The 21,501-nt window shown below is 69.0% G+C and carries 22 protein-coding genes and 7 tRNA genes; 20 read left to right on the top strand and 9 right to left on the bottom strand.

Annotated elements, in window-relative coordinates; translation table 11 throughout:
* On the top strand, window positions 1-572 hold a 572-nt coding region (locus ADL01_RS06925; RefSeq protein WP_159049468.1), incomplete at its 5' end, for a phosphotransferase family protein.
* A 92-nt stretch (window positions 573-664) separates the two neighbouring features.
* On the top strand, window positions 665-967 hold the full coding sequence (locus tag ADL01_RS06920; protein WP_053741005.1) for a zf-TFIIB domain-containing protein: 303 nt from the start codon (window positions 665-667) through the stop codon (window positions 965-967).
* 61 nt (window positions 968-1,028) lie between these two features.
* Here the strand turns inward: ADL01_RS06920 and ADL01_RS06915 are convergent.
* The 5 genes from ADL01_RS06915 to ADL01_RS06895 all read right to left on the bottom strand — a co-directional run bounded on the left by ADL01_RS06915 (window position 1,029) and on the right by ADL01_RS06895 (window position 1,519).
* Window positions 1,029-1,100: transfer RNA gene (locus tag ADL01_RS06915), tRNA-Val, on the bottom strand.
* Window positions 1,101-1,154: 54 nt separating this feature from the next.
* Window positions 1,155-1,226: transfer RNA gene (locus ADL01_RS06910), tRNA-Val, on the bottom strand.
* Window positions 1,227-1,260: 34 nt separating this feature from the next.
* Window positions 1,261-1,332, bottom strand: a tRNA-Val gene (locus ADL01_RS06905).
* 1 nt (window position 1,333) lies between these two features.
* A tRNA-Cys gene (locus ADL01_RS06900) sits at window positions 1,334-1,407 on the bottom strand.
* 39 nt (window positions 1,408-1,446) lie between these two features.
* Window positions 1,447-1,519 (bottom strand) — tRNA-Gly (locus ADL01_RS06895).
* 155 nt (window positions 1,520-1,674) lie between these two features.
* On the opposite strand from ADL01_RS06895, the gene ADL01_RS06890 reads away from it, so the two are divergent.
* The 3 genes from ADL01_RS06890 to ADL01_RS06880 all read left to right on the top strand — a co-directional run bounded on the left by ADL01_RS06890 (window position 1,675) and on the right by ADL01_RS06880 (window position 4,455).
* Window positions 1,675-2,727 carry a chorismate-binding protein gene (locus ADL01_RS06890; protein WP_053741004.1) on the top strand — a complete coding sequence of 351 codons (1,053 nt, stop codon included), beginning with the start codon at window positions 1,675-1,677 and terminating at the stop codon, window positions 2,725-2,727.
* On the top strand, window positions 2,724-3,545 hold the full coding sequence (locus tag ADL01_RS06885; protein WP_053741003.1) for an aminotransferase class IV: 822 nt from the start codon (window positions 2,724-2,726) through the stop codon (window positions 3,543-3,545). Before ADL01_RS06890 ends, ADL01_RS06885 begins: the two co-directional genes overlap by 4 nt.
* An 85-nt stretch (window positions 3,546-3,630) precedes the next feature.
* On the top strand, window positions 3,631-4,455 hold the full coding sequence (locus ADL01_RS06880) for a GNAT family N-acetyltransferase (protein ID WP_053741002.1): 825 nt from the start codon (window positions 3,631-3,633) through the stop codon (window positions 4,453-4,455).
* Window positions 4,456-4,515: 60 nt separating this feature from the next.
* Here ADL01_RS06880 and ADL01_RS06875 read toward each other — a convergent pair whose 3' ends face one another.
* Window positions 4,516-5,058: a DsbA family protein gene (locus ADL01_RS06875; protein ID WP_053741001.1), complete on the bottom strand. Its 543-nt coding sequence runs from the start codon at window positions 5,056-5,058 to the stop codon at window positions 4,516-4,518.
* A gap of 178 nt (window positions 5,059-5,236) precedes the next feature.
* Here ADL01_RS06875 and ADL01_RS06870 point away from each other — a divergent pair, with 178 nt between their 5' ends.
* Both ADL01_RS06870 and ADL01_RS45265 read left to right on the top strand, forming a co-directional pair.
* Complete coding sequence (locus tag ADL01_RS06870) at window positions 5,237-5,692, top strand: hypothetical protein (RefSeq protein WP_053741000.1); 456 nt, start codon at window positions 5,237-5,239, stop codon at window positions 5,690-5,692.
* A gap of 221 nt (window positions 5,693-5,913) precedes the next feature.
* Window positions 5,914-6,066: a hypothetical protein gene (locus ADL01_RS45265; RefSeq protein ID WP_006375961.1), complete on the top strand. Its 153-nt coding sequence runs from the start codon at window positions 5,914-5,916 to the stop codon at window positions 6,064-6,066.
* 70 nt (window positions 6,067-6,136) lie between these two features.
* On the opposite strand, the gene ADL01_RS06865 is transcribed toward ADL01_RS45265, so the two are convergent.
* Both ADL01_RS06865 and ADL01_RS06860 read right to left on the bottom strand, forming a co-directional pair.
* On the bottom strand, window positions 6,137-6,694 hold the full coding sequence (locus ADL01_RS06865) for a CGNR zinc finger domain-containing protein (protein ID WP_053740999.1): 558 nt from the start codon (window positions 6,692-6,694) through the stop codon (window positions 6,137-6,139).
* Window positions 6,695-6,947: 253 nt separating this feature from the next.
* Entirely contained in the window at window positions 6,948-7,361 is a 414-nt protein-coding gene (locus ADL01_RS06860) for an SsgA family sporulation/cell division regulator (RefSeq protein WP_004002642.1), read from the bottom strand.
* Between the two features lie 191 nt (window positions 7,362-7,552).
* Here ADL01_RS06860 and ADL01_RS06855 point away from each other — a divergent pair, with 191 nt between their 5' ends.
* The 9 genes from ADL01_RS06855 to ADL01_RS06815 all read left to right on the top strand — a co-directional run bounded on the left by ADL01_RS06855 (window position 7,553) and on the right by ADL01_RS06815 (window position 15,892).
* The gene (locus ADL01_RS06855) at window positions 7,553-8,005 is read left to right on the top strand and encodes a TIGR02611 family protein (protein ID WP_053740998.1); all 453 of its coding nucleotides are present in this window, start codon (window positions 7,553-7,555) and stop codon (window positions 8,003-8,005) included.
* Between the two features lie 54 nt (window positions 8,006-8,059).
* Window positions 8,060-8,131 (top strand) — tRNA-Val (locus tag ADL01_RS06850).
* Between the two features lie 537 nt (window positions 8,132-8,668).
* Entirely contained in the window at window positions 8,669-9,955 is a 1,287-nt protein-coding gene (locus tag ADL01_RS06845) for an ABC transporter substrate-binding protein (RefSeq protein ID WP_053740997.1), read from the top strand.
* 14 nt (window positions 9,956-9,969) lie between these two features.
* Entirely contained in the window at window positions 9,970-10,926 is a 957-nt protein-coding gene (locus tag ADL01_RS06840; protein ID WP_053740996.1) for a carbohydrate ABC transporter permease, read from the top strand.
* Window positions 10,923-11,798, top strand: a complete 876-nt coding sequence (locus tag ADL01_RS06835; protein ID WP_053740995.1) for a carbohydrate ABC transporter permease — start codon at window positions 10,923-10,925, stop codon at window positions 11,796-11,798. Before ADL01_RS06840 ends, ADL01_RS06835 begins: the two co-directional genes overlap by 4 nt.
* A gap of 10 nt (window positions 11,799-11,808) precedes the next feature.
* Window positions 11,809-12,408 (top strand): hypothetical protein, encoded by a 600-nt coding sequence (locus tag ADL01_RS06830; RefSeq protein ID WP_053740994.1) that lies wholly within the window; start codon window positions 11,809-11,811, stop codon window positions 12,406-12,408.
* 104 nt (window positions 12,409-12,512) lie between these two features.
* Entirely contained in the window at window positions 12,513-15,251 is a 2,739-nt protein-coding gene (locus ADL01_RS06825) for a hypothetical protein (protein WP_053740993.1), read from the top strand.
* A 69-nt stretch (window positions 15,252-15,320) separates the two neighbouring features.
* Window positions 15,321-15,767 carry an SRPBCC family protein gene (locus tag ADL01_RS06820; protein ID WP_053740992.1) on the top strand — a complete coding sequence of 149 codons (447 nt, stop codon included), beginning with the start codon at window positions 15,321-15,323 and terminating at the stop codon, window positions 15,765-15,767.
* A 53-nt stretch (window positions 15,768-15,820) separates the two neighbouring features.
* Window positions 15,821-15,892, top strand: a tRNA-Val gene (locus tag ADL01_RS06815).
* Between the two features lie 82 nt (window positions 15,893-15,974).
* Here the strand turns inward: ADL01_RS06815 and ADL01_RS06810 are convergent.
* Window positions 15,975-16,700, bottom strand: a complete 726-nt coding sequence (locus tag ADL01_RS06810) for a 3'-5' exonuclease (RefSeq protein WP_053740991.1) — start codon at window positions 16,698-16,700, stop codon at window positions 15,975-15,977.
* Window positions 16,701-16,868: 168 nt separating this feature from the next.
* On the opposite strand from ADL01_RS06810, the gene ADL01_RS06805 reads away from it, so the two are divergent.
* The 4 genes from ADL01_RS06805 to ADL01_RS06790 all read left to right on the top strand — a co-directional run bounded on the left by ADL01_RS06805 (window position 16,869) and on the right by ADL01_RS06790 (window position 21,404).
* The gene (locus tag ADL01_RS06805) at window positions 16,869-17,438 is read left to right on the top strand and encodes a DUF4365 domain-containing protein (RefSeq protein ID WP_053740990.1); all 570 of its coding nucleotides are present in this window, start codon (window positions 16,869-16,871) and stop codon (window positions 17,436-17,438) included.
* The gene (locus ADL01_RS06800; RefSeq protein ID WP_053740989.1) at window positions 17,435-18,658 is read left to right on the top strand and encodes a hypothetical protein; all 1,224 of its coding nucleotides are present in this window, start codon (window positions 17,435-17,437) and stop codon (window positions 18,656-18,658) included. The genes ADL01_RS06805 and ADL01_RS06800 overlap by 4 nt, the downstream gene beginning before the upstream one ends.
* A 125-nt stretch (window positions 18,659-18,783) precedes the next feature.
* Entirely contained in the window at window positions 18,784-20,760 is a 1,977-nt protein-coding gene (gene thrS, locus ADL01_RS06795; protein ID WP_053740988.1) for a threonine--tRNA ligase, read from the top strand.
* Window positions 20,761-20,846: 86 nt separating this feature from the next.
* Window positions 20,847-21,404: an HIT family protein gene (locus tag ADL01_RS06790; RefSeq protein WP_053740987.1), complete on the top strand. Its 558-nt coding sequence runs from the start codon at window positions 20,847-20,849 to the stop codon at window positions 21,402-21,404.
* Window positions 21,405-21,501 lie beyond the last annotated feature (97 nt).

Below are 21,501 nucleotides of genomic sequence, written 5' to 3'. Positions count from 1 at the left end.
TCCCCCCGATGCGCGGCCCGGCCAAGGCGGCCCGCGCCATCGCCCGCCTGAACGCCACCGCCCCCCAGCCGGCCACCGCGCCCGTACTGCGCGCCTGGTCGGCACTGCCCGCCTGGGCCCGAGCCGAGGCCCCCATGCCGGACTTCCCGGGCCAACGGCCCTTCCCCACCCTCTGCCACGGCGACCTCCACCTCGGCCAGCTCGTACGCCACCCGGCCCCGGACGGCCCCTGGCTGCTCATCGATGTGGACGACCTCGGCATCGGCGCCCCCGCCTGGGACCTGGCCCGACCGGCCGCCTGGTACGCCTGCGGACTGCTCCCGCCCGACGAGTGGACCCGCTTCCTCACCGCCTACCGCACGGCGGGCGGCCCGGCCGTACCCGCCGACGGCGACCCCTGGCCCGCCCTCGACGTCGCCGCCCGTGCCCTCACCGTGCAGACCGCGGCCCTGGCGATCGTCAAGGCGACAGTGGCGGACCGCCCGCTGGACGACGTACAGCAGGCCGTCGTCGACGCATGTGCCCGAATGGGGTCGGTACCGTCCGAGTTGGGCCAAGGCCACGCGAAGTAGGGTGCAACCGACCGGAGCCGGACGGAGTCTGTCCTGGCGAGAGGCGAAACCGGATCAAGAAGCAGTACCGACGGCAGGGAGTTGAGCCGAGCATGCAGTGTCCGAAGTGCCACGCGCCGATGCACACGTACAACCGCAATGGTGTCCAGATCGAGCAGTGCAGTGGCTGCCGGGGGATCTTCCTCGACTACGGCGAGCTGGAGGCGCTGACCCGTGTGGAGTCCCAGTGGTCGGGGCCCGCCGCGCCGCCCCCGCCGGCCCCGCAGGCCTACCCGGCCGCTCCGGCGCCCGCCTGGGGCGCTCCGCAGGGCGGTCACCACGGCGGCGGCCATGGCGGCGGTCACTACGGCCACAAGCGCCACAAGAGCTTCGGCCACATGCTGTTCTCCAGCTGACCTGCCGGAACCACGAAGAAGCCCCCAGCCGTACAAGACGGCTGGGGGCTTCTCTCACATGTGGACGATACTGGGATTGAACCAGTGACCTCTTCCGTGTCAGGGAAGCGCTCTCCCGCTGAGCTAATCGTCCTCGGGACCACGACCCGAAGACCGTGAGGTGGGCCGTGATTTCCTGCTTACCACGTGCGCGATACTGGGATTGAACCAGTGACCTCTTCCGTGTCAGGGAAGCGCTCTCCCGCTGAGCTAATCGCGCGGGGACCCTTGCGGATCAGGTCCTTGCGGACCAGTGGACGATACTGGGATTGAACCAGTGACCTCTTCCGTGTCAGGGAAGCGCTCTCCCGCTGAGCTAATCGTCCTTGGAGGTGGAGACGGGATTTGAACCCGTGTAGACGGCTTTGCAGGCCGTTGCCTCGCCTCTCGGCCACTCCACCAGGAGTGCGGGGGTTCGGGAAGATCCCCCTCTTCCTGCGAGCGGACGACCAGGTTCGAACTGGCGACCTCAACCTTGGCAAGGTTGCGCTCTACCAACTGAGCTACGTCCGCGTGCCGTTTCGGTGCGCTCTCGCGTCCCGGCGACGTGTTGAACTCTAGCGGATTCCGGGGCCAGCACAAAAACGCGTTTGTGCAGCGTGCTGCGCTGTGCCCACTCGAAGACATGGTCAGGGCACCCGCGGGACACCCGCCATAGACTCGGCGGTGTGTCCGATCTCGCTCCTCTCGCCCGCTTCGGCGGGCTTGTCGCCACCGGTCTGCTGGAGGTCACCAGCGATCCCGCGGCCCTCGACTCCACCGGTTTCTGGGCCGTGTCCGCGGACTACGGGGGCCGCCTGACCTGTGCCCGCTTCCGCGACGTACGAGAACAACCGGTGCCCGCCCCGAGGTCGGGGCGCGGAGAGTGGCGAGGGCCGACCGCCGGTGACTGGACGTCGTCCCTCGACCGCGCCGCGTATACGGCGGGGGTGCGCCGGATCCGTGAGCACATCGCGGCCGGTGAGGTCTACCAGGCGAACCTGTGCAGGGTACTGTCCGCGCCCGTCGCGCCCGACGCGGATGTGGACGCGCTGACCTCGCTGCTCGCGCACGGCAACCCGGCGCCCTTTGCAGGAACGATCCGCCTGCCCGCGTACGGCGTCGAGATCGCCACCGCGTCCCCCGAACTCTTCCTTCGCCGTGTCGGCCGGACCGTCGAATCGGGCCCGATAAAGGGCACCGGACGCACCGAGGCGGACCTCCTGGAGAAGGACTACGCCGAGAACGTGATGATCGTGGACCTGGTCCGCAACGACATCGGGCGGGTCTGCGCGACGGGTTCGGTGACCGTCCCCGAACTGTGCGTCGTCGAGAAGCACCCCGGGCTGGTCCATCTCGTGTCGACGGTACGAGGGGAACTGCGCCCGCACAGCGGCTGGCCGGAGCTGCTGGCGGCGGCCTTTCCGCCGGGCTCGGTCACCGGCGCGCCCAAGTCGAGCGCCCTGCGGATCATCGACGCCCTGGAGACGGCACCCCGTGGCCCGTACTGCGGCGGCATCGGCTGGGTCGACGCGGACCGGGGCACCGGTGAACTGGCGGTCGGTATCCGCACCTTCTGGATCGACCGGGCCGACGGCATGCTGCGCTTCGGCACCGGAGCGGGCATCACCTGGGGTTCGGACCCCGAGGGGGAGTGGCGGGAGACCGAGCTGAAGGCCTCCCGGCTGCTCGCGATAGCGTCGGGACCGTACGAGGCGAGCGAAGAAGGGTTGTTGACGTGAAGCTATGGCTCGACGGCGCGCTGCGGGACATCGAGTCCGCCCGCGTTTCCGTATTCGACCACGGACTGACCGTGGGCGACGGCATCTTCGAGACGGTCAAGGCGGTCGACGGCCGGCCGTTCGCGCTCACCCGCCACCTGGACCGGCTGACCCGCTCGGCCCGCGGCCTCGGCCTGCCCGACCCCGACCTCGACGAGGTCCGCCGCGCCTGTACGGCCGTACTCGACGCCAGTCCGATGGCGCTGGGCCGCCTGCGCATCACGTACACCGGCGGTCACGGCCCCCTCGGCTCCGACCGCGGGGAGCACGGCCCGACCCTGATCGTTGCCGTCGGGGAAACCGCCCGGCGTCCCGACTCGACCGCCGTGATCACGGTTCCCTGGACCCGTAACGAACGCGGCGCTGTCACCGGCCTGAAGACCACCTCGTACGCCGAGAACGTCGTCGCCCTCGCCAGGGCGCGCGAACAGGGCGCGTCCGAGGCGCTGTTCGGCAACACGGTCGGCCGGCTGTGCGAGGGGACGGGGTCGAACGTCTTCGTCGTCCTGGACGGCGAGCTCCACACCCCGCCGCTCGCCTCCGGCTGCCTCGCCGGGATCACTCGCGCCCTCGTCGTGGAGTGGACGGGCGCCAAGGAGACCGACCTGCCGCTCGACGTCCTGGAAGGCGCCGACGAGATCTTCCTGACGTCCACCCTGAGGGACGTACAGGCCGTGGGGCGCGTCGACGACCGTCAACTCCCGGGCGTACCGGGCTCGGTGACGGCCAAGGCGATGCGGATCTTCGACGAGCGGGCGGGGGACGACCTCGACCCCTGAGTGAGGGGCAAGGCCGAGAAAAGGCAACACTTGTGCGGCATCAATCAGGCTGCGGTCGGCCTCCCCAGCGGGTAGAACACCCCTGATGACCACCACCCTGCGGCCGACCGAGCCGCTGCAGCGCGAGGCCGACGGGACGTGTTCACGCCGTTACCAGGTGTGCGTGAACAGCCGTCCTGTCGGCGTGATACACCTCGGCACCGACTCCGCGTTCGGGAACCCGGTGGCGAAGATCCTCGACCTCCGCATCGACGAACCCGACCAGCGGCGCGGCCGGGGCACTGTGGCCGCGCTCGCCGCGGAGGAGGTGGCGCGGAGCTGGGGCTGCCGGATTATCGAGGCGTCCGTCCCGGCCGACGCACCGGCGGCGCTGCGCCTCGCGACCGCGCTCGGTTACGTCGTGCGCAACCGCCGTATGGACAAGGTGCTCGGCGCCACCGCGCCCGAACTGCCCTCCGGAAGCATGGGCCGGCCCATGACGGAGGCCGAGTTCGAGGTGTGGGAGGCGGCGCGCCGGCTGAGCTACGCGCAAAGCTGGATCGAGCGGGGTGTGCCGACAGCGGAGGCGCACGCCAAGGCGCAACGGGATCACGCACTGCTGCTGCCGCAGGGTGTGGCCAGCGAGGGCGTGACGCTCACCGTCCTGGAACACGAGGGCACCCGGGTCGGCACCCTGTGGCTGAGCTCCCGCGACGGCCTGGCGTTCGTCTTCGGCGTCGAGACCGAGGCGGAACACCGGGGCAGAGGCCACGGCCGCGCCCTCATGCTCCTGGCGGAGGCCCAGTCGATCGCGGCCGGTCGGCCGGCCATCTCCCTGAACGTCTTCGCGGGCAACACTCCGGCGGAACGGCTCTACGAGTCGCTGGGGTACGAGACGGTGACCCGGCACATGTACAAGAACCTGCTGTAGGCCGTCGACGGTCCACGGCCGACGGTCCACGGCCGAGGGCCCATGCGACCGGCGTGGGCGTCAGGCCCCCTGCCCGGCCAGCAGCCGGTCCACGATCTCCTCGATCCTTTCCCGCAGCCCTTCCTGGCTCTTGCCGCCGTCGAGAAGCTCACCGGCGATGACGTACGTCGGCGTGCCGGTCACCCCGATGGCCTTGCCCTCCGCCTGGTCGGCGTCGATGATCAGGATGTGCCGACCGTCGATCAATGCGGTGTCGAACTCATCCGCGTCCAGGCCGAGTTCGCGGGCCACCTCGACCAGGAAGGGTTCGCCCCTACGGTCCAGCTCCTCGACCCGGCCGAGCACCGCCTCGACGTACGCCCACGCCTGCCCCTGCTCCGTCGCCTCCTCGGCGGCCTGCGCGGCGGCGAAGGCGTGCTTGTGCCGCTCCAGCGGGAAGTGCCGCAGCCGCACCTCCAGCCGGTCTCCGTAGCGGGCACGCAGGGCGCGTACGTCGTCCAGGGCGGTGCGGCAGTCCGGGCACTGGAGCTCGCACCAGACGTCGAGGACGGCGGCGGAAGCCGGGGCGGCGGGGTCGGCGGGCGCGGGGGAGGAGTCACTCATGGGCACCAGTTTCCCAGCTCCGGCCGGGGGCGGCGTACGAGGGGACCGGGACCTGTGGAGGAGTCGACCCGGAGATGTCCCTGATCTCGGGCCGGAGCATGGCATCCGGAGGACCGGGCGGTGCAGGATGGAAGGGACAAAAGCGCGTCTGCGCGACGAATCCTGCCTGGAGGCCCGGATGATTGCCGAGACACTCTGTTCCGCCGTCTCCGCGGCCGGCCTGGGCATCGCGGTCGTCACGGCGTACCGCAAGCGATTTCTCGCGGCTGCCCGTATCGCCGCCTACTCGCTGGTTCCCGTCGGCCTCGTGATGACCGGAGTGGTGGGGTGGGCGGCCGACACCGCCTTCAGCCCCTCCGCCTGGGCGGGCTTCGGTGTGCTCGGCGGCGCCTGGCTGCTCTTCACGACCACGCGCGCGGTGGAGCGGCGAAAGGGCGGCAGCCGCACGGAACGCAGAGAGACGCAGGCCGCACAGCGTGAAGCGGTGGCCCCGGCGGCCTCGGCGCCCTCGCCGGGGGAGGGACGCGGCAAGGCATCCCGTCCTGCGGCCCAGCCGGCCGTCAAACCGCGCGGCGGTGGTGCGGGGGACGACTTCAGCGACATCGAGGCGATCCTGAAGAAGCACGGCATATGAAGCCGCACGGCCTATGAGGTCGTCCGGTGTGTGACGTGTGACGGGAGAGGACGGGACACGGCTGCAGGCGGGCTGAAACGACACAAACGGCCGGGAGGCGTCGGAGGTCGCTCGGAAGCGATCATGACTCGCTGTGGACATTGCGGAATTTCGTGAACTACCGTGCATTTCGGGTGCGTTGATCGCGGTGAGGGTGTCGGCTACGTCATCATCGCGACGAGATGCTGGACACAACACAGAGCGAGGCCGTGCCGCCGAAGGACGAGCCGCGCGGGTGCCTCTTCGCCCTTTCCCAGCCACCGCTGATGATCTTCCTTGCGGTGATCGGGTGTCTGCTGCTCATGGCTTCGTTGCATGATCTGCTGTTGCTGTGAGCTGTACACGCCAGTCCCCGGCGTCACCCGCCGGGGGCTGCGTCAGCACCAGGCTCCGACCTTCCGCCCGTCAGCCCGCCGACTCCTTGCGGCGCGCCCGGTAGGCCGCCACGTGCAGCCGGTTCCCGCAGGTGCGGCTGTCGCAGTAGCGGCGTGACCGGTTGCGGGAGACGTCGACGAAGGCGTGCCGGCAGTCCGGGGCCTCGCAGCGCCGCAGCCGTTCCTGCTCGCCGGCGACCACGAAGAACGCGAGGGTCATCCCGCAGTCGGCGGCGAGGTGGTCCGCGATGGACGCGCCGGGTGCGAAGTAGTGCACGTGCCAGTCGTACCCGTCGTGGTCCGTGAGCCGGGGCGTGGTGCCCGCCGCGGCGACCAGCTCGTTGATGAGCGCGGCGGCGATCCGGGCGTCCTGGGCCGCGAACACCCCGGCGAACCGCTCACGGATCCTGTGCACGGCGGCGAGATCGGCCTCCGAGAGCACGCCGACATCGCTTATGTTGTGCTTTCGTACGAAATTTCCGAGCGCCTCGACATCGGGCAGCCCGTCCGTCGTGTCGTCGTCCGGCGCGGTGTTCACCAGATCGACCACGGTGTCGAGGGCGCACCGGGTGTCGTGGGTGATCAGCACGTTGCTCTCCCTGGCCTGCCTGGACGGTCGGGCGCCCGCCCGCCGATGCTGGCCGATGGTAGTGGCTCACAGCGACGGAGGTGTGCGTCGCCTCCGACGGCGTCGGGGACACGGCCGCCCAGTAAAGGCGCGCGGACGCACCGCCGCCGCCCCGCGGGAAACCCGCGGGGCGGCGGCGGTGTGCCATATGCGGTTGTGACCCGAGCCGTCTCCCCGAGTGGACGGCGCCGGGCGGCTGGGTGGGAGCCTCTTCCTAGCTTTCCGCCAGGATGTGGGACAGCTCCTGGTCGAGGTCGAAGTGGCGGTGTTCCGTGCCGGGTGGCACAGCGGCGTCCGTTCGCTTCAGGAAGGACTCCAGGGCTCGTGCGGGAGCTTCGAGGAGGGCCTCGCCCTCCGGGGAGCTGAGGGCGATGCAGACAACGCCCTGACCGTGGCTCCGGGACGGCCAGACTCGGACGTCACCGGTGCCGGTGGGCCGGTGGAGGCCCTCCGCGAGCAGGTCGCGGGCGAACACCCACTCGACGGTTTCCTCGGCTCCGGTGTGGAAGGTGGCGTGCACGGCGTAGGGATCGGCCGTGTCATACCGCAGTCCTGCGGGAACAGGCAGTGAGGACTCGCTCGACACAACGAGGCGCAGGTGCAGCTCGCAGCTGACCGTGGTGTTCATAAGCGCCAAGGCCTTTCGCTCAGTGTGCGCTCGGGGATTCGCACGTCGGCGAAATCGACATGCCACCTACGGTGCCGTTGTAAACCCCTCTGGGTGTTTTGCGTGTCTTTACGTAACTCTTCCGGCCGAGAGCCGGTTCGTCGGTTACGACCATTCCGGTGACCGGTTTCCGTCCGGTAGGGTTTGGCCGTATGAATACGGGGAGTGACAAGCCGAGTGAGGCTGTCGTGACACCAGATGAGACCGGGGCCGGTGAGGCGACGGACGAGCGGGAGCTCGGCTCGAGAGCACCGGAATTCATCAAAGCGCGCCGCATGCTGCACATGAGCTGGCAGGTCGGCGTCTTCGTCGTGGGCCTCGCCGTGGTGGGCGCCGGCATCGTCATGCTGCCCCTGCCCGGACCGGGCTGGCTGGTGATCTTCGGCGGTATGGCGATCTGGGCGACCGAGTTCGTGTGGGCCCAGCTGGTGCTGCGCTGGACGAAACGCAAGGTCACCGAGGCGGCACAGCGTGCACTCGACCCCGAGGTGCGCCGCCGGAACATCATCCTGACGACGGTCGGTCTCGTGATCGTGGCGGTTCTCGTCGGGATCTACGTATGGAAGTTCGGGCTGGAAATGCCCTGGAAGATCAAGGACCAGTGACCCGGGACGTGTCCGAGGCACCCCGTGACATGGGGTAATGTTCTTTCTGCGTCCGGGCGATTAGCTCAGTGGGAGAGCGCTTCGTTCACACCGAAGAGGTCACTGGTTCGAACCCAGTATCGCCCACCGGATCGAGTGCGGCCCGTGTCCACGGAAACGTGGACACGGGCCGCACTCGTCGTTTCCGGGCGGGCTCCGCTCCGGCGTATGCCGTGAAACGGGACTGCCCCGCGTGTGTGACTCGCTGCTCCGCCGGTCATCTTTCCCGAGCCGTCCGTCCGCTCCCCGAGGTCGCTTCGGGGGACCCGGCGGGGCTTGGTGGGCCTCCCGTCGGGCGTCCGCTGACCTCCACGGAGCAACTCCTGGAGCGTGGGTCTCTTCGGGCTCCGTCTCCCCACCCGGCAGGCGCATTTCGGCCCAGCCCCAAATAAACGCGGGCGGCACGCCGGCGTTCGGTCAGTCGACCTCGGCCGCCTCACCTGCAACGTCAACCTCCTTTGTGGGTACAGGAGTCGACTCGCGCACCCGCTCCGACCGGCCGCTCGCAGGAAAATCCTGTCCGAATCATTGACGCGTTCCGAGCCCCTCCGTAGCTTATCCCGGCAAGCGCTTACTTGAAACGATTCATGCAAGCGCCCACGACATCGCGGGGAGGGCCTGACCATGCCTGAGAACGGGAATGTTGAGAGACGAACGATCCTCAAGGTGGCCGGAGCCTCGGCGGCAGTGCTGGGGCTCGCGGCGACGACCGGGTGTGGCGGTGACAGCGGCGCCGGGGACGGAAATGTGACACTCCGTTATGCGTGGTGGGGTGGCGAACCCCGCACCATCGCCATCAAGAAGACGATCGCGCTCTTCGAGAAGAAGTACCCGAAGACAAAGATCAAGCCTGAATTCACGGACTACGCGGCGTTCTGGGAGAAGTTCCAGACCCAGGCCTCCGGCGGGAATCCGCCGGACGTTTTCCAGAATGCGGTCGGTTTTCTTCGCAAATACGACAAGCGTGGCGTTCTGATGGATCTCAAGACGCAGGCGGACGCCGGGAATCTGAGCCTGGAGAACTTCCGCAACGGCGTTCTGGCGAACGGCTCTGTCGACGGCAAGCAGCTCGGCATTCCCGTCGGCGCCAACACCATGGCGCTCGTCATCGACCTCAAGGCCTTCAAGAAGGCAGGCGTGGAGCCGAAGTTCGGCTGGACCTGGGACGAGTACTTCACGGCGCTGCAGGCGATCCAGGACAAACTGAAGATCGCCGGCGACACCGGCTACTTCACCATCATGTACCTCTACGACCTGTACCTGCGGCAGAACGGCAAGGCCTTCTTCACCGACACCGATCTCGGCTTCACCGAGGACGATCTGACCGCGTGGTGGGAGGACGGCTACAAGCGGGTGAAGTCCGGTCTCGTCGCCGACCCCAAGAAGATCGAGCAGGTCTCGCCCAAGTCCGGTCTGTCGGCGGGGCTGGCCGCGTCCGAATTCACCTGGGACAACTTCTCCATCCGCTACGAGGGCGAGGGCGAGTCCGACTACGGGCTCGCGCCGATTCCCACCACGGACGGCAAGGACACCGGCCAGTACCTCGGTTCGCTGATGCTCAGCGGCTTCTCCGGGACCAAGCACCCCAAGGAGGTCGCCCAGTTCATCGACTTCATGGTCCACGACCCCGAGGCCGGCAAAATCATGGGTTACGACCGAGGCATTCTGGCCACCACCGAGCAGTACGACGCGTTCAAGCCGACCGACCCCAACAACAAGGGAGTCTCGGCGTACGAGGACGAGGTCGCCAAGGCCGGCGTGCTCGGGAAGATCACCCCGCACCCGTCCGGCGCGGACGTCGTCGAGTCGGCCTTCCTGCGTATCGGCGGTGAGATCGCGCAGGGCAAGACCAAGCCGGCCGACGGCGCCAAGGCACTGTTCGGCGAGGCCAAGGCCGCGTTCGCGGGCTGAGGGGAAACACCACCATGACGCTCGTCAAGGAAGCGCCCGCGCCCCCGGCGAGGAAGCGGTACGCCGCTCCTGCCGACGGGCGGCGCGGGCGGCGCCGCGAGAACCTCGCCGGCTATCTCTTCATGTCGCCGTGGATCGCGGGCTTCCTGCTGCTCACGGCGGGGCCGATGATCGCGTCGCTGTACTACGCGTTCACCAGCTACAACCTGTTCACGCCGCCCAAGTGGGTGGGGCTGGACAACTTCACGACGATGTTCCAGGACCCACGCTGGCAGAAGTCGGTCGAGGTCACGCTGAAGTACGTCGTCGTGGCCACGCCGCTGAAGCTGCTCCTCGCGCTCGGAGTGGCACTGCTGCTCGCGCAGAAGCGGCGCGGACAGGCCCTGTACCGGGCCGCCTTCTACCTGCCGTCGCTCATCGGTGCCAGCGTCTCCGTGGGCTTCGTCTGGCGGGCACTGTTCTCCGACGACGCCGTGGTGGACCGTACACAGAAGGTCTTCGGGCTCGATGTCGGCGGCTGGATCGGCAACCCGGACTACGTCCTGTACGCACTGGTGGCCCTGAGCATCTGGCAGTTCGGCGCGCCGATGGTCATCTTCCTGGCCGGACTCAAACAGGTGCCGCAGGAACTTTACGAGGCCGCCGAGATGGACGGAGCCGGCCCCCTGCGGCGGTTCTGGAACATCACGCTGCCGATGTTGTCCCCGGTGCTGTTCTTCAACGTGCTGCTGGAGTCCATCCACGCGTTCCAGGTGTTCGGCTCCGCCTATGTCGTCTCCGACAGCCGGTGCGGGCCCGCCGACGCCACCCTCGTCTACACCTGTTACCTCTACCAGAAGGGCTTCAAGGAGTCCCAGATGGGCTTTGCCTCCGCGATGGCCTGGACGCTGGTGATCGCGGTGGCACTCGTCACGGCGGTCCTGTTCTGGTCGCAGAAGAAGTGGGTGCACTACGAGGAGGCCGCCAAGTGACCAGTGCCACCAGCCCTGTGGTGAGCACCGCCGACGAACGGCGGCGCACCGGATCCCTCGCCTGGCACGTGGGCGCGCTCCTCGTGCTCGCGGTGGTCCTCTACCCGGTGATCTGGGTGCTCGGTGCCTCGTTCAAACCGAGCAAGGACATCATCGCCAGCCTCGACCTGCTGCCCACCCAACCGGTCTGGGCGAACTTCTCGGGACTCGCCGACGGCATCTCGGGCATCTCCATCACCAGCTTCTTCACCAACTCGCTGATGTACGCGGGCCTGGCCGTGGTCGGCGTGGTGATCTCCAGCTCCCTCACCGCGTACGCCTTCGCCAAGATCCGGTTCGCCGGGCGGAACCTGCTGTTCACACTGATGATCGGCACCCTGCTGCTGCCGTATCACGTGCTGCTCATCCCGCAGTACGTACTGTTCCGCAAACTCGGATACATCGACACGCTCGTGCCGCTGGTCGCGGGCAAGTTCCTGGCCACGGAGGCGTTCTTCGTCTTCCTGATGGTGCAGTTCATGCGCGGGCTGCCGCGCGAACTGGACGAGGCCGCGAAGCTCGACGGCTGCGGGCATCTGCGGACCTACTGGTCGATCGTGCTGCCGTTGAGCCGCCCGGCCGTCATCACCAGCGCCATCTTCACCTTCATCAACGCGTGGAACGACTTCATGGGGCCGTTGATCTACCTCAACACCCCCTCCAAGTACACGGTTTCGCTCGGCCTGATGATGTTCCGCGACCAGGAAGGCATCTCCAACTACGGCAGCATGATCGCCATGTCGCTGGTGGCGCTGGTCCCGGTCGTCGCCTTCTTCATGGCCTTCCAGCGCTATCTCATCGACGGTATGGCGACCTCCGGACTGAAGGGCTGAGGCGGTCACCATGGCCGGAACACGCGTGAAGGCACGCTCTCCGCGCAAGGAGTCCGTGTTCGGCGAGCGCTTCGCGGTCTTCGCCGAGTGTCTGCTCACCGGCGTGTGGATCGCCGTGGCCTGTCTCGGGATCGTCACCTACCCGGCGGCCTTCGCCGCCGGCGCACGGCATCTGCGGCGTCGTACGACCCATGTGGGCGGTGGCTGGCGGGAGTTCGCCGCGGACTTCCGGGCCGCCGTGCGCGGCGGATGGCTCGTCGGGCTCGCCGGCTGGGCGGTGGTCGGCGCGGTCCGGGTGGACGTCCTGGCCGCGCAGGCCGGGATTCCGGGCGGGCGGTTCGTCGGGGCCGTCGGTGTCTTCGCGCTGATCGGCGTTGCCGTGGCTCTGTTGCGGGCGACGGCCGTCTGGACGCCGGGCGCCGTCTGGCGGGTGCTGCTCGCGGATGCCGGGCGCCGGACCGTGCGCGATCCCGCCGGGTCCTTCCTGGTCGTCTGCGGGCTGGCCGTCGTGGCCCTGTCCGCGGGGTTCCTTCCGCCGCTGGCGGTGCCCGTCCTCGGGGCCGTCGCGGCGGCGGCCGTCGCCGTCGAGGAGCGCTACCGGCGCCGCTGACGGGCGGTGCCATCGCCCAAGGGCGGCGCCTCGGGCGCCGTACCTCCCTCTGTCATGCCCCTGACCATCACTGTTTCCGTACGCAAGGGAAAGGCCGGTCTCCCATGTCTCCCATCCCCCGCAGATCACTCCTCAAGGCCGCCGCCGTCGCCGGAGCCGCCGCCCAGTTCAGCTGGGCGCTGGGAGCGAAGGACGCGCAGGCCGCGCCCTCGGCCGCCGAGGCCGACGCGGACCCGGTCACCCTGGACTGGCTGGAGGACGGCGGCCTCGGCGCCGCCCCCGGCTCCACCGTCGGCGTGCCCTGGCCGAAGGGCACCTACGACGCGCACCAGACCTTCGCGCTCACGGACGCCGCCGGCAAGTCCGTCCCCGTACAGTCGTGGCCGCTCGCCTACTGGCCCGACGGCAGCCTCAAGTGGACCGCCCACGCCGTGAGTTCGGGCAACGGCAAGCTCACGCTGACCGCCGGGACCCCCGAGGTCCCCGCCGCGAAGGTCACCGTCGACAACCGCGGCGGGAGCATCGACATCTCGACCGGAGTCATCTCCGCACGCATCGCCAAGTCCGGTTCCACGCTGGTGAGGTCGGTGAGACGCGGCGCCACCGAGATCGCGAAGAACGGGCGGCTCGTCCTCATCCGCCAGCCCGAGATCGAGGACGAGGACCAGGGTGCGACCAGGTTCGAGCGCTTCGACAGCGCCATCAGCAAGGTCGAGGTCGAACAGGACGGCCCCGTCAGGGCTGTTGTCCGCATCGACGGCAAGCACCGCAAGGGCAGCCGCAGTTGGCTCCCCTTCTCGATCCGCCTCTACTTCTACGCCGGCGCCGACTCCTTCCGCATGGTCCACACCATCACGTACGACGGCGACCAGAAGCCCGGCAAGGCGAGCGGCGACTTCATCCGCGGCATCGGGGTCCGCTTCAGCGTGCCGATGCGGGACGCCTCGTACGACCGGCACATCCGGATCGGCGGCGACGGCACCGGACTGCTGCGCGAGGCCGTCAAGGGCATCACCGGGCAGCGCCGCGACCCCGGAGCGGCCGTCCAGGCGGCCCAGTTCGCGGGGGAGAGGCTGCCCGACCCCTCGACCTGGGACCAGCGCGTCACCACCCGCCTCCAGTACATCCCCGAGTGGGGCGACTACACCCTCTCCCAGCTCTCCGCCGACGGCTTCACCCTCCGCAAGCGCACCAAGAAGGGCCACGGCTGGATCGGCGCCGGCGGGGGCAAGCGGGCCTCCGGGTTCGGTTACGTCGGCGGGGCGAGCGGCGGACTCTCCTTCGGCCTCAGGGACTTCTGGGAGAAGCACCCCGCCCAGCTCGACATCCGCGACGCCCAGACCGACGAGGCCGAGGTCACCCTCTGGCTCTGGTCGCCCGAGGCGCAGCCCATGGACCTGCGCTTTTACCACGACGGCATGGGTCAGGACACGTACGCCGAACAGCTCGAAGGCCTCAACATCACCTACGAGGACTACGAACCGGGCTTCGGCACCCCCTACGGCATCGCCCGCACCTCCGAACTCCTCTTCTGGGCCAACGAGTCGACCCCCAGCGCCGAGAAACTCGCCGAACAGGTCGCAGCCGTACGGGTCCTGCCCCAGCTCGCCGCCCCGCCCAGGCAGCTCATCAAGGCCCAGGTCTTCGGCCCCGGCCTCTACTCCGAGCCCGACCGCTCCACCCCCGCCAAGGCCAGGATCGAGGACCACCTCGACTTCCTCTTCACGTACTACAAGGACCAGGTGGAGCAGCGCCGCTGGTACGGCTTCTGGGACTACGGCGACATCATGCACACGTACGACACCGCCCGGCACCAGTGGCGGTACGACGTCGGCGGCTACGCGTGGGACAACTCCGAACTGTCGCCCGACCTCTGGCTCTGGTTCGCCTACCTGCGCTCGGGCCGCGCCGACATCTTCCGGTTCGCCGAGGCGATGACCCGCCACACCGGTGAGGTCGACGTGTACCACCTCGGGCAGTGGGCCGGCCTCGGCACCCGCCACGGCGTGCAGCACTACGCCGACAGCGCCAAGCAGCAGCGCATCGCCAACACCACCTACCGCCGCTACTACTACTTCCTCACCGGTGACGAACGCGTCGGCGACCTCATGCACGCCAACGTCGACAGCGACGAGACGTTCCTCGTCCTCGACCCCATCCGCAAGATCCGCACCGAGCCGTACACCCCCGACCGGCACGCCCTGTCGATCGGCTTCGGCACCGACTGGAGCGGTCTGGTGTCGGCCTGGCTGACCGAGTGGGAACGCAAGGGCCCCAAGTGGGAGAAGGCCAAGGCGCGCGTGCTGTCCACCATGGAGACCATCGCCGCCCAGCCCAACGGCTTCGTCCAGGGCAGCGGGCTGTACGACCTCGACACCGGGAAGTTCGCCGTCGCCGCGGCGCCCGTCGTCGGCGTCTCGCACCTCTCCGCGGTCTTCGGACTCAACGAACTCTGCGCCGAACTCATCGACCTGGTCGACATGCCCGAGTTCAACGAGGCGTACTTCGACTACTGCCGCTACTTCAACGCCACCAAGGCCGAACAGGCGGCCCGCTACGGCTCGAACTTCGGCACCCTGCTCCTCTTCCAGGGCCATTCACGGCTCGACGCGTACGCGGCTGTACAGACCGGTGACGCGAAACTCGCCACGCGCGCGTGGGACAAGTTCTACAACTCCGACGGCTACAAGGAGTCGGCGCCCTGGAAGACCGAACAGGTGAGCGGCCCGGTCGCCCTCGTCCCGGGCAGCGAGGCCACCTGGGTGTCCAGCAACGACACCGCTCTCTACGGCCTCGCCGCCATCGAGAACCTCGCTCTGCTGGGCCACAGGATGCCCTCGTAACGGAAGCGCCGTGCCCGTCCCCGCCGCGCGACCCGCGGTGAGGGGCGGCCACACGGGCACACTCCCCCCATGGACTGGAGCCACTACCGCTTCCGCACTCTGTGGACCCTCGCCGCCCCACCCGCCGTCGTGTACGTGGCCCTGGAGCAGGCCGAGGACTACCCGCGCTGGTGGCCGCAGGTGCGCGAGGTCACCCGCATCGACGACACCAGCGGAGTCGTTCGCATCCGTTCCCTGCTGCCGTACGACCTGACCTTGACCGCCCGCGACGCGCGCCGCGACCCGGCGGCCGGAATCCTGGAGATCGCCATGAGCGGCGACCTCGACGGCTGGGCGCGCTGGACACTCACCGCATCCGGCTCCGGCACTCTCGCCCGCTACGACCAGGAAGTCGACGTCACCAAGCCCCTCATGCGCCGCCTCGCCGTGCCAGGCCGGCCCCTCTTCCGCGCCAACCACGCCCTGATGATGCGCGCGGGACGGCGCGGACTGGCCGCCCACCTCCAGGCCGTCTGAACGAAGCGGTTTGAACGAAGCCCGCCCGGACCTGTATTGTTCGGTGCGTTCCCGGGCGATTAGCTCAGTGGGAGAGCGCTTCGTTCACACCGAAGAGGTCACTGGTTCGAACCCAGTATCGCCCACCGGGAAAGGCCGGTCCGTCACAGACGGACCGGCTTTTTTATGCCCTTTCCCTGCTCCTTCCCTGCGCTTTCCGTGCCTCGGCTATGCCGCCGCCGGCATCTCCGGACGCAGCGGCCACGCCGGATCGACCGCCTCCGGCGAACCGCTCTTGGCGAACCACGCCTGCAGACCACGAGCCTGCGCCGCGTGCCACACCGACTGCAGCGTGTGCAGTTCGGCGGGGGAGAGGCGCTCCAGCCGGGTCGCGAAACGGCGCCCGACCGCCCGTACGACCTCCAGGGAGGCCATCGCGTCCGCCGCCGCGTCATGGGCGCCCTCCAGCGTGACGCCGTAGTGCGCGCACAGGTCCGTGAGGGTGCGGCGGCCCTTGCGGTAGCGGTCCAGATGCTTGTCCAGGACCCGGGGATCCAGCACCAGCAGCGGCGCCGACTCGAACCAGCGGTCGAGCGACGACGCGCGATGGCGGCGCAACTCCCGGTCCAGCATGGTCAGATCGAAGGGCGCGTTCATGATGACCAGCGGGCGGCCCGCCGCGGACTGCTCCGCCAGCGCCCGGGCTATCTCCTCCACGACAGGAGACGGCCAGCGGCCGTTGCGTTGTAGATGTTCGTCCGTCAGCCCATGCACCGCCGTCGCCGAAGCGGGCACGGGCACACCCGGGTTGATCAGCCAGCGGCTGATCCGCGGCCGGATGGACGGACCTTCCTGGACCACGACGGAAGCCGACACGATCCGGTCGGTCTCGACGTCCACACCCGTGGTCTCCGTGTCGAACGCGGCCAAAGGGCCCTCGTACCAGCACGTCATACCTATGCAACTCCTCGTTCACCCACGGCAGCTGACGCACCGTCTTCTGCCCGTTTGGTGATACCCGGGCTGTTTGCGCCGTACGCCGGAAGGAGACAACAGAGGTACAGGTTTACGCACTTCAATGGCCTGTCATGGTAATTCCACCGGTTTGGAAGGCATTTGGTCATGGCGATAGCGCAGCCCGAACGGGGCGGGCTGCTGCCCGAACGGACGGCGGCACCCCATCGAGGCACCCTCGCCACCACCGCCTGCATGGAGACACTGCAAGTGGGCTATCTGCACGCCGTCGCCGCGGCGGCCGGCTGCTCGCTGTCCCAGCCCTTCCCCGACAACGGCATCGACTGGCACGTCAGCCACAGTGCCCCCGCGCACACGGTCGACGACGAGGTCACCATCAAGGTCCAGCTGAAGTGCACGTACCAGATCGCGCCGAAGCCGCTGGGCCCGTACTTCTCCTTCACGCTCGACAACGCCCACCTGGCGAAGCTCGCCCGCACCCCGGTCTCGGTGCACAAGATCCTGGTCGTGATGCTCGTACCGCGCTCGCAGGACGACTGGCTGCGCGCCGGCCACGACCGCCTCGACCTGCGGCACTGCTGCTACTGGATCAACCTCGCCGGCCAACGCATCACCGGCCGGCACCGGACCACCGTGCGGATACCGACCTCGCGCATATTCGACGACCGCGCGCTCTGCGAGATCATGACGCGCGTCGGGACGGGAGGCAGACCATGACGCACCGGCCCACCGAGGGGCCCCTGCGGCCCGTCCGCCCGCACCCTGTGGACACCCCCTGGCACGACGAACCACCCGCGCCCGAAGAGGTCGACCCCGCCGTGCTCGCGGCCCTGCTGCGCCGGCACGGCTGGCAGCGGCGCGGGGGAGCCGCCGGACGTTACGGCCGCTGGACCCCACCAGGGCCCGGCGGCAACGGCACGAGCCTTCTCGTGCCCGAGAGCCGGGCCTTCCCCGACAGCGACGACCTGCTCGCCGAGGCCCTCGTCGCACTCACCCGCAGCGGATCGCCCGCCGCCCGCGAGGTACTCGTCGGCCTCGCCGTGCCCAGCGACGAGATCCGCTGGTGGCGTGACGTCCCGACCGGCCCCGCCGGCGTCGCCTCCTGGCCCGTCGAGGAACAACTGCGCTCGGCCGCCCGCCGGATGATGCTCGCCGGAGCGCTCGCCACCCGCGCGCGTGCCGGCTACTACGGCGCCCGCCACCGCAGGACCGCCGACGCCCTCCTCGACCACGTACTCGTCGGCGCCGCCCCCACGGGACGCAGCCTCACCGCGTTCGTCCCCGTCGGCTCGGGCCGCCCCCTCGCCGTACGCCTCCACCAGGCCCTGTACGCGGCCCGCGAGGCCATCGACTACCACCGGGCCACCGGCGGCATGGACGCCTTCGACGGCGCCGTCGAGGCAGGCGTGAGCCACGAGCTGACGGAGTCCCTCGTCGCCCTCGTACGCGGTACGGAGGGCGCCAGGATCGCCGTCGAGTGGGCGCCCGGCGCGGAGGTCCCCGAGGGCTGCTCGGCCGGCGCCGAACCCGTCGAGTTCTCGCCCGGCGACCTGGCCGTCCTGCGCGCCGCCGGCTCCCGGTATCTGCGCGAGGAACCGTCGGTGCCGGTCCGGATCACCGGCACGGTGGTACGGATGCGCAGGTCGGGGCCGCGCGGCGAGGGCGCCGTACGCCTGCGGGTGCTGGCCGGCGCCGAGATCCCGCATGTCCGGATGACGCTGGACGAGGAGGCGTACCGGATCGCCGGGCACGCCCATCTGATCGGCCTGCCGGTGCGGGTGCACGGCCGGCTGGAGAGCCGGGGCGGCTTCCGGCGGCTGACGCAGGCCTCCGGGGTCGTACCCGTCCAGGTCGACGAGGCGGAGCGGGACCGGCTGCTGAAGTCGCTGCAGGAGAACCTCGATTTCTTCGAGGAGGCGTGCAGCGGGGACGACTGAGGGGGGGGCGCTGACAAGCGTCTCCCGCTTATCTGTTTCGCGGTGGGCGGGCCGGGGTCGGTACGATCCCTAACTGCGTGCGCTCTCGGTATGGCGCCGCACCCACCTTCAGTCAGGAGAGACCGGTGTCAGACGTCCGTGTGATCATCCATCGCGATTCCGAGCGGGAAGAGCGCGTGGTGACGACGGGGACTACGGCCGCCGACCTCTTCGCCGGCGAACGTTCGATCATCGCCGCGCGCGTGGGCGGGGAGCTCAAGGACCTCGCGTACGAGGTGGCGGACGGCGAGGAGGTCGAGCCGGTCGAGATCTCCTCCGAGGACGGCCTGAACATCCTGCGCCACTCCACCGCCCACGTCATGGCCCAGGCCGTGCAGGAGCTGTTCCCGGAGGCCAAGCTCGGCATCGGCCCGCCGGTCAAGGACGGCTTCTACTACGACTTCGACGTCGAGAAGCCGTTCACGCCCGAGGACCTCAAGGTCATCGAGAAGAAAATGCAGGAGATCCAGAAGCGCGGTCAGCGGTTCTCCCGCCGTGTGGTGACCGACGAGGCGGCTCGCGAGGAGCTGGCGTCGGAGCCGTACAAGCTGGAGCTGATCGGCATCAAGGGCTCCGCCTCGACCGACGACGGCGCGAACGTCGAGGTCGGCTCCGGCGAGCTGACGATCTACGACAACCTCGACGCGAAGACCGGCGAGCTGTGCTGGAAGGACCTCTGCCGGGGTCCGCACCTGCCGACCACCCGGAACATCCCGGCGTTCAAGCTGATGCGCAACGCCGCCGCCTACTGGCGGGGCAGCGAGAAGAACCCGATGCTCCAGCGCATCTACGGCACCGCCTGGCCCACCAAGGAGGAGCTGAAGGCGCACCTCGACTTCCTCGTCGAGGCCGAGAAGCGTGACCACCGCAAGCTGGGCAGCGAGCTGGACCTGTTCTCCATCCCGGACCAGATCGGCTCCGGCCTCGCCGTCTTCCATCCCAAGGGCGGTGTCATCCGCCGGGTGATGGAGGACTACTCGCGCCGCCGGCACGAGGAGGAGGGCTACGAGTTCGTCTACACCCCGCACGCGACGAAGGGAAAGCTCTTCGAGACCTCGGGCCACCTGGACTGGTACGCCGACGGCATGTACCCGCCCATGCAGCTCGACGAGGGCGTGGACTACTACCTCAAGCCCATGAACTGCCCGATGCACAACCTGATCTTCGACGCGCGCGGCCGTTCCTACCGTGAACTCCCGCTGCGCCTCTTCGAGTTCGGGACCGTGTACCGGTACGAGAAGTCGGGCGTCGTGCACGGCCTGACTCGCGCCCGGGGCTTCACGCAGGACGACGCGCACATCTACTGCACCAAGGAGCAGATGGCGGAGGAGCTCGACAAGACGCTCACCTTCGTCCTGAACCTGCTGCGCGACTACGGCCTCAACGACTTCTACCTGGAGCTGTCCACCAAGGACCCGGAGAAGTTCGTCGGCTCGGACGAGATCTGGGAGGAGGCCACCGAGACACTGCGTCAGGTGGCCGAGAAGCAGGGACTGCCGCTGGTCCCGGACCCGGGTGGCGCGGCCTTCTACGGGCCGAAGATCTCCGTCCAGACGAAGGACGCGATCGGCCGTACCTGGCAGATGTCGACGGTCCAGCTGGACTTCAACCTGCCCGAGCGGTTCAACCTGGAGTACACCGGGCCCGATGGCTCCAAGCAGCGTCCGGTGATGATCCACCGCGCCCTGTTCGGCTCCATCGAGCGGTTCTTCGCGGTGCTCCTCGAGCACTACGCGGGCGCCTTCCCGGCGTGGCTGGCCCCTGTTCAGGCGGTCGGTATCCCGATCGGCGACGGACACGTGGAGTACCTGCAGAAGTTCGCCGCCGAGGCGAAGAAGCAGGGGCTGCGGGTCGAGGTGGACGCGTCGTCCGACCGTATGCAGAAGAAGATCAGGAACGCGCAGAAGCAGAAGGTGCCGTTCATGGTCATCGTCGGCGACGACGACATGAACGGTGACACGGTGTCCTTCCGCTACCGGGACGGTTCGCAGGAGAACGGCATCCCCGTCGCGGACGCCATCGCGAAGATCGCGAAGGTCGTGGAGGAGCGGACGCAAATCTGATCGAGAGCTGTTGGGCCCCCGGGGAAGTCACTTCCCCGGGGGCCTTCCTCATGCCCCGGCGGCGCCCTCCCCACAGGCGAAGCAATATGCTGCATGGCATGACGAGTGAGCCGGAGCAGCAGATCGGAGTCGGGACACAGGACGCGTTTCAGCGCCTGTGGACGCCGCACCGGATGGCGTACATCCAGGGCGAGAACAAGCCGACCGGTCCGGGCGCCGACGACGGCTGTCCCTTCTGCTCGATCCCGGCCAAGTCCGACGAGGACGGCCTCATTCTCCGGCGCGGCGAGCAGGTCTACGCGGTGCTCAACCTGTACCCGTACACGGGCGGCCATCTGATGGTCGTGCCGTACCGGCATGTCGCCGACTACACGGACCTGACGGACTCCGAGACCGCCGAGCTGGCCGAGTTGACCAAGCAGGCGATGACGGCCCTGCGCGGGGCGTCCGGCGCGCACGGGTTCAACATCGGGATGAACCAGGGCACGGTGGCGGGCGCGGGCATCGCGGCCCACCTGCACCAGCACATCGTCCCGCGCTGGGGCGGCGACACGAACTTCATGCCGGTGGTGGGCCACACGAAGGTACTGCCACAGCTCCTGGGCGACACCAGAAAGATGCTGGCGGAGGCGTGGCCTCTTTAATAGCCCGTCCGACGTTTGAGGACAAGGCCCGTTCAGGGCCGAAGCGGGGGCCTGGGGGCGGCAGCCCCCAGTAACGCCCACCCCCACCGACCTACCC

Source organism: Streptomyces sp. NRRL WC-3618, from assembly GCF_001280005.1.
Classification (GTDB): Bacteria; Actinomycetota; Actinomycetes; order Streptomycetales; family Streptomycetaceae; genus Streptomyces.
This window is presented reverse-complemented; position numbering and strand designations above follow the sequence as displayed.

Coding starts and splice junctions, on each gene's coding strand:
- ADL01_RS06920 (WP_053741005.1), top strand. CDS start 665: ATGCAGTGTCCGAAGTGCCACGCGCCGATGCACACGTACAACCGCAAT.
- ADL01_RS06880 (WP_053741002.1), top strand. CDS start 3,631: ATGACCACCACCCTGCGGCCGACCGAGCCGCTGCAGCGCGAGGCCGAC.
- ADL01_RS06875 (WP_053741001.1), bottom strand. CDS start 5,058: ATGAGTGACTCCTCCCCCGCGCCCGCCGACCCCGCCGCCCCGGCTTCC.
- ADL01_RS06870 (WP_053741000.1), top strand. CDS start 5,237: ATGATTGCCGAGACACTCTGTTCCGCCGTCTCCGCGGCCGGCCTGGGC.
- ADL01_RS45265 (WP_006375961.1), top strand. CDS start 5,914: ATGCTGGACACAACACAGAGCGAGGCCGTGCCGCCGAAGGACGAGCCG.
- ADL01_RS06860 (WP_004002642.1), bottom strand. CDS start 7,361: ATGAACACCACGGTCAGCTGCGAGCTGCACCTGCGCCTCGTTGTGTCG.
- ADL01_RS06855 (WP_053740998.1), top strand. CDS start 7,553: ATGAATACGGGGAGTGACAAGCCGAGTGAGGCTGTCGTGACACCAGAT.
- ADL01_RS06845 (WP_053740997.1), top strand. CDS start 8,669: ATGCCTGAGAACGGGAATGTTGAGAGACGAACGATCCTCAAGGTGGCC.
- ADL01_RS06840 (WP_053740996.1), top strand. CDS start 9,970: ATGACGCTCGTCAAGGAAGCGCCCGCGCCCCCGGCGAGGAAGCGGTAC.
- ADL01_RS06830 (WP_053740994.1), top strand. CDS start 11,809: ATGGCCGGAACACGCGTGAAGGCACGCTCTCCGCGCAAGGAGTCCGTG.
- ADL01_RS06825 (WP_053740993.1), top strand. CDS start 12,513: ATGTCTCCCATCCCCCGCAGATCACTCCTCAAGGCCGCCGCCGTCGCC.
- ADL01_RS06820 (WP_053740992.1), top strand. CDS start 15,321: ATGGACTGGAGCCACTACCGCTTCCGCACTCTGTGGACCCTCGCCGCC.
- ADL01_RS06810 (WP_053740991.1), bottom strand. CDS start 16,700: ATGACGTGCTGGTACGAGGGCCCTTTGGCCGCGTTCGACACGGAGACC.
- ADL01_RS06805 (WP_053740990.1), top strand. CDS start 16,869: ATGGCGATAGCGCAGCCCGAACGGGGCGGGCTGCTGCCCGAACGGACG.
- ADL01_RS06800 (WP_053740989.1), top strand. CDS start 17,435: ATGACGCACCGGCCCACCGAGGGGCCCCTGCGGCCCGTCCGCCCGCAC.
- ADL01_RS06790 (WP_053740987.1), top strand. CDS start 20,847: ATGCTGCATGGCATGACGAGTGAGCCGGAGCAGCAGATCGGAGTCGGG.